This window comes from Mucilaginibacter flavus (assembly GCF_030409315.1).
Lineage (GTDB): Bacteria > Bacteroidota > Bacteroidia > Sphingobacteriales > Sphingobacteriaceae > Mucilaginibacter > Mucilaginibacter flavus.
Map to the genome: position 1 here is coordinate 1 of NZ_JAUFPS010000003.1, position 5,666 is coordinate 5,666.

At 47.2% G+C, this 5,666-nt stretch carries 2 tRNA genes and 3 rRNA genes; all 5 read left to right on the forward strand.

Features of this window, described 5'->3' with window-relative positions:
• Nucleotides 1-91: 91 nt before the first annotated feature.
• The 5 genes from QWZ17_RS00840 to rrf all read left to right on the forward strand — a co-directional run bounded on the left by QWZ17_RS00840 (nt 92) and on the right by rrf (nt 5,658).
• Nucleotides 92-1,552 (forward strand): 16S ribosomal RNA (locus QWZ17_RS00840).
• 329 nt (nt 1,553-1,881) lie between these two features.
• Nucleotides 1,882-1,956: transfer RNA gene (locus QWZ17_RS00845), tRNA-Ile, on the forward strand.
• A 97-nt stretch (nt 1,957-2,053) separates the two neighbouring features.
• A tRNA-Ala gene (locus tag QWZ17_RS00850) sits at nt 2,054-2,127 on the forward strand.
• A gap of 286 nt (nt 2,128-2,413) precedes the next feature.
• A 23S ribosomal RNA gene (locus QWZ17_RS00855) occupies nt 2,414-5,293 on the forward strand.
• Between the two features lie 253 nt (nt 5,294-5,546).
• Nucleotides 5,547-5,658: ribosomal RNA gene (gene rrf, locus QWZ17_RS00860) — 5S ribosomal RNA — on the forward strand.
• Together the 16S, 23S and 5S rRNA genes with 2 tRNA genes alongside form the textbook arrangement of a ribosomal RNA operon.
• Nucleotides 5,659-5,666 lie beyond the last annotated feature (8 nt).

Here is a 5,666-nt window from a genome sequence, read left to right on the forward strand (position 1 = left end):
AGTTATGATACGAAAACGTTAGATACTGTATAAAGATATAATATACAGATTCTATTATTAATAATAGGGTCAGAGACAAACAAAACATTTTACAATGGAGAGTTTGATCCTGGCTCAGGATGAACGCTAGCGGCAGGCCTAATACATGCAAGTCGGACGGGATAGAAGAGCTTGCTTTTCTTGAGAGTGGCGCACGGGTGCGTAACACGTATGTAACCTACCTTAATCAGGGGGATAGCCTCTCGAAAGAGAGATTAAGACCGCATAATATTGCAATATGGCATCATAAAGTAATCAAATATTTATAGGATTANAGGGGATCTGAGAGGATGACCCCCCACACTGGTACTGAGACACGGACCAGACTCCTACGGGAGGCAGCAGTAAGGAATATTGGTCAATGGGCGGAAGCCTGAACCAGCCATGCCGCGTGCAGGAAGACTGCCCTACGGGTTGTAAACTGCTTTTGTACCAGAATAAACCTTTGGTCGTGACCAAAGCTGAATGTATGGTAAGAATAAGGATCGGCTAACTCCGTGCCAGCAGCCGCGGTAATACGGAGGATCCAAGCGTTATCCGGATTTATTGGGTTTAAAGGGTGCGTAGGTGGCTTTTTAAGTCAGGGGTGAAAGACGGTAGCTTAACTATCGCAGTGCCCTTGATACTGAAGAGCTTGAATGAACTAGAGGTAGGCGGAATGTGACAAGTAGCGGTGAAATGCATAGATATGTCACAGAACACCAATTGCGAAGGCAGCTTACTATGGTTAGATTGACACTGAGGCACGAAAGCGTGGGGATCAAACAGGATTAGATACCCTGGTAGTCCACGCCCTAAACGATGAATACTCGATGTTGGCGATATACGGTCAGCGTCTAAGCGAAAGCGTTAAGTATTCCACCTGGGGAGTACGCCCGCAAGGGTGAAACTCAAAGGAATTGACGGGGGCCCGCACAAGCGGAGGAGCATGTGGTTTAATTCGATGATACGCGAGGAACCTTACCCGGGCTTGAAAGTTAGTGAATGTGACAGAGACGTCACAGTTCTTCGGAACACGAAACTAGGTGCTGCATGGCTGTCGTCAGCTCGTGCCGTGAGGTGTTGGGTTAAGTCCCGCAACGAGCGCAACCCCTATGTTTAGTTGCCAGCACGTTAAGGTGGGGACTCTAAACAGACTGCCTATGCAAATAGAGAGGAAGGAGGGGACGACGTCAAGTCATCATGGCCCTTACGTCCGGGGCTACACACGTGCTACAATGGGCAGTACAGAGGGCCGCTACCTGGCAACAGGATGCCAATCTCTTAAAGCTGTTCACAGTTCGGATCGGGGTCTGCAACTCGACCCCGTGAAGTTGGATTCGCTAGTAATCGCGTATCAGCAATGACGCGGTGAATACGTTCCCGGGCCTTGTACACACCGCCCGTCAAGCCATGGAAGCTGGAAGTGCCTGAAGTGCGTAACCGCAAGGAGCGTCCTAGGGTAAAGTCGGTAACTGGGGCTAAGTCGTAACAAGGTAGCCGTACCGGAAGGTGTGGCTGGAATACCTCCTTTCTGGAGCAGTATCGAAACAAAGTATTGTAACAGGTTACCTACATGATTATTTCTTAAAATTGGTTGATTGAGTTAGAATGGTTGATTAAGAGAGTGGTTAAAGCCGCGAACAGGAAATCAATAATTCAATAATTCAGTCATTCAATAATTAAACGAAAAGGAAACCCAAAAGATGAAAGCCATCGATGTGGAGCGAAGCCGAAAGGTGAGCGAAGGATAGGTAGGCAGTTCACAGTGGGCAGTGAAGAGCAGTTAGCAGTTGGCAACAAGAGCTAACTACAAAGCAGTAAAAGCTGCGAACTGCAAACTAATAACTGCAAACTAAAAATAGTCCTGTAGCTCAGCTTGGTTAGAGCACTACACTGATAATGTAGGGGTCAGCAGTTCAAATCTGCTCGGGACTACGAAAGGTAAGTATCAGGTAGCAAGTAGTAAGTAGCAAGACAAAAGAAAAAAAGTCTTGATACTTGATACTGAATACTAAATACTAATTAATCTTTAGGGGGATTAGCTCAGCTGGCTAGAGCACCTGCCTTGCACGCAGGGGGTCAACGGTTCGAATCCGTTATTCTCCACGATTGTTTAAGTAGTAAGTAACCAGTAGTAAGTAGTAAGACAAAAAGTCTTGATACTTGATACTGACGACTTGATACTAAACGAAAACGTTCTTTGACATATTGGAAGAAGTAATTGAAAACAAGAGAAAACAACAGATAGAAGACTGTTGCAGGCTTGAAGATCGATGAAGAAGTAAAGAGGGAATAGGCTTCGGTCTTGATACTTGATACTTACTACTTGATACTAAACGGCAACAAGACTCGAAATAGAGACATACCTTGCGGCGCAAAAGGCGCAAGAGTAGAAGAAAGTAAAGAAGGGTACACGGGGGATGCCTTGGCTCTCAGAGGCGATGAAAGACGTGATAAGCTGCGATAAGCTACGGGGATTTGCAAATAAGATTTGATCCGTAGATTTCTGAATGGGGAAACCTAACTAATTGAAGATTAGTTGCAATAGCGCAAACCTGCCGAACTGAAACATCTAAGTAAGCAGAGGAAGAGAAAATAATAATGATTTCCAGAGTAGTGGCGAGCGAAATGGAAGAAGCCCAAACCTATATTGTTACGGCAATATGGGGGTTGTAGGACCACAACATGACTACTAAACAAAACCGGAAAGGGGTGGGAAACCCTGCCATAGAGCATGACAGCTGCGTACGGGTAATGAATAGTAAGATAGTGGTATCCTGAGTACCGCGAGGTCGGAGACGCCTTGTGGGAATCTGCCGGCACCATCCGGTAAGGCTAAATACTCCTGAGAGACCGATAGTGAACCAGTACCGTGAGGGAAAGGTGAAAAGAACCCCGAACAGGGGAGTGAAATAGAACCTGAAACCGTGTACTTACAAGCGGTCGGAGCGGATTTATTCCGTGACGGCGTGCCTTTTGCATAATGAGCCTACGAGTTACTCTTTCCTGGCAAGGTTAAGTGTTTAAGACACGGATCCGAAGCGAAAGCGAGTCTGAATAGGGCGTATAGTCAGGGGAGGTAGACGCGAAACCTTGTGATCTACCCATGGGCAGGTTGAAGGTGCCGTAACAGGTACTGGAGGACCGAACCGATAAACGTTGAAAAGTTTCCGGATGACTTGTGGGTAGGGGTGAAAGGCTAATCAAACTGGGAAATAGCTCGTACTCCCCGAAATGTTTTTAGGAACAGCCTGGCGGTTGAGTTATAAAGAGGTAGAGCTACTAATTGGGTGCGGGGGAGTCAAATCCTACCAAATCCAGATAAACTCCGAATGCTTTATAATATACGCTGGAGTGAGGCTCTGGGTGCTAAGGTCCAGGGCCGAGAGGGAAAGAACCCAGACCATCAGCTAAGGTCCCCAAATTACAGCTAAGTTGAACTAACGAGGTCCGATTGCATAGACAGCTAGGATGTTGGCTTGGAAGCAGCCATTCATTTAAAGAGTGCGTAACAGCTCACTAGTCGAGCGATCGGGCATGGATAATAAACGGGCATTAAGCAGTATACCGAAGCTATGGATTTGCAGCAATGCATCTGGTAGGGGAGCATTCTATGTTCCGGCGAAGCAGGAAGGACAACTGACTGTGGAGGATATAGAAAAGCAAATGTAGGCATAAGTAACGATAAGGCGGGAGAGAAACCCGCCCACCGAAAGACTAAGGTTTCCTGATCAACGCTAATCGGATCAGGGTTAGTCGGGGCCTAAGGTGAAGCCGAAGGGCGTAGCCGATGGACAACTGGTTAATATTCCAGTACTTTTTATTACTGCGATGCGGTGACGGAGTAGTGACACTGACGCGAACTGACGGAATAGTTCGTTAAAGGCCGTAGGTATAGGGGATGTAGTTAAGTACGCAACCTCTGCTGAAAGCTGATAGTATAGAGAACCTTCGGGGGATTTAATAGTTCAGGTAATCAGACTTCCAAGAAAACCCGCTAAGCTTCAGGTAATAAAAACCCGTACCGTAAACCGACACAGGTAGTCGAGGAGAGAATCCTAAGGTGCTCGAGTGAATCATGGCTAAGGAACTCGGCAAAATGGCCCTGTAACTTCGGGAGAAGGGGCGCTGGCAGCAATGTCAGCCGCAGTGAAAAGGCCCAGGCGACTGTTTAACAAAAACACATGGCTATGCAAAATCGAAAGATGACGTATATGGCCTGACACCTGCCCGGTGCCGGAAGGTTAAGAGGGGATGTTAGTCGCAAGGCGAAGCATTGAATCGAAGCCCCGGTAAACGGCGGCCGTAACTATAACGGTCCTAAGGTAGCGAAATTCCTTGTCGGGTAAGTTCCGACCTGCACGAATGGTGTAACGATCTGGGCGCTGTCTCAGCCATGAGCTCGGTGAAATTGTGGTATCGGTGAAGACGCCGGTTACCCGCAACGGGACGGAAAGACCCCATGCACCTTCACTACAACTTAACATTGATATCGGATACAGGATGTGTAGGATAGGTGGGAGACTGTGATGTGGCTTCGCCAGGAGTCATTTAGTCAACGTTGAAATACCACCCTTTCTGTATTTGGTGTCTAACTCTGCAATGTGGAGGACATTGTTTGGCGGGTAGTTTGACTGGGGTGGTCGCCTCCAAAAAGGTAACGGAGGCTTTCAAAGGTAAGCTCAGTACGCTTGGTAACCGTACGTGGAGTGCAATAGCATAAGCTTGCTTGACAGTGAGACAGACAAGTCGAGCTGGGTCGAAAGACGGATATAGTGATCCGGTGGTTCTGCATGGAAGGGCCATCGCTCAAAGGATAAAAGGTACGCTGGGGATAACAGGCTGATCTCCCCCAAGAGCTCATATCGACGGGGAGGTTTGGCACCTCGATGTCGGCTCGTCACATCCTGGGGCTGGAGAAGGTCCCAAGGGTTGAGCTGTTCGCTCATTAAAGTGGCACGCGAGCTGGGTTCAGAACGTCGCGAGACAGTTCGGTCCCTATCTGTTGTGGGCGTTGGAAGTTTGAGTGGGGCTGACCTTAGTACGAGAGGACCGGGTTGGACTAACCTCTGGTGAATCTGTTATGCCGCCAGGTGTACTGCAGAGTAGCTACGTTGGGAATAGATAAGCGCTGAAAGCATCTAAGTGCGAAACTAGCCACAAGATGAGACTTCCATTGAGGGTCGTAGCAGACTACTACGTTGATAGGTTACAGGTATAAAGGTGGTGACATCATAGCCGAGTAATACTAATTGCCCGAAGCTTTCTTCGTGAAGAAACGTTCACTGGTTCATTTGTTCAATAGTTGATTGGTAGCAATGCCAAAAGACTACAGGATAAATGAGCCGGTGAGAAACAAAAACAGATAAACAAATAAATTTGTTGTTTTCTCTACATTCAATCACTTCTTTCAATAATATGTCATTGTTTGTTATGGACAAAAGACGAAAGGATAAAAGATAAAGGACAAAAAGTCCTTGTTCCTTGCTCCGATAGTCCTTGTTCCTAACCAACATTAAAAATATTCAGGTGCCTATATCGGCGGTGTCTACCTCTTCCCATTCCGAACAGAGAAGTCAAGCCCGCCAGAGCCGATGGTACTGCGGTAAAACGTGGGAGAGTAGGTCGGTGCCAAATCTTATCGC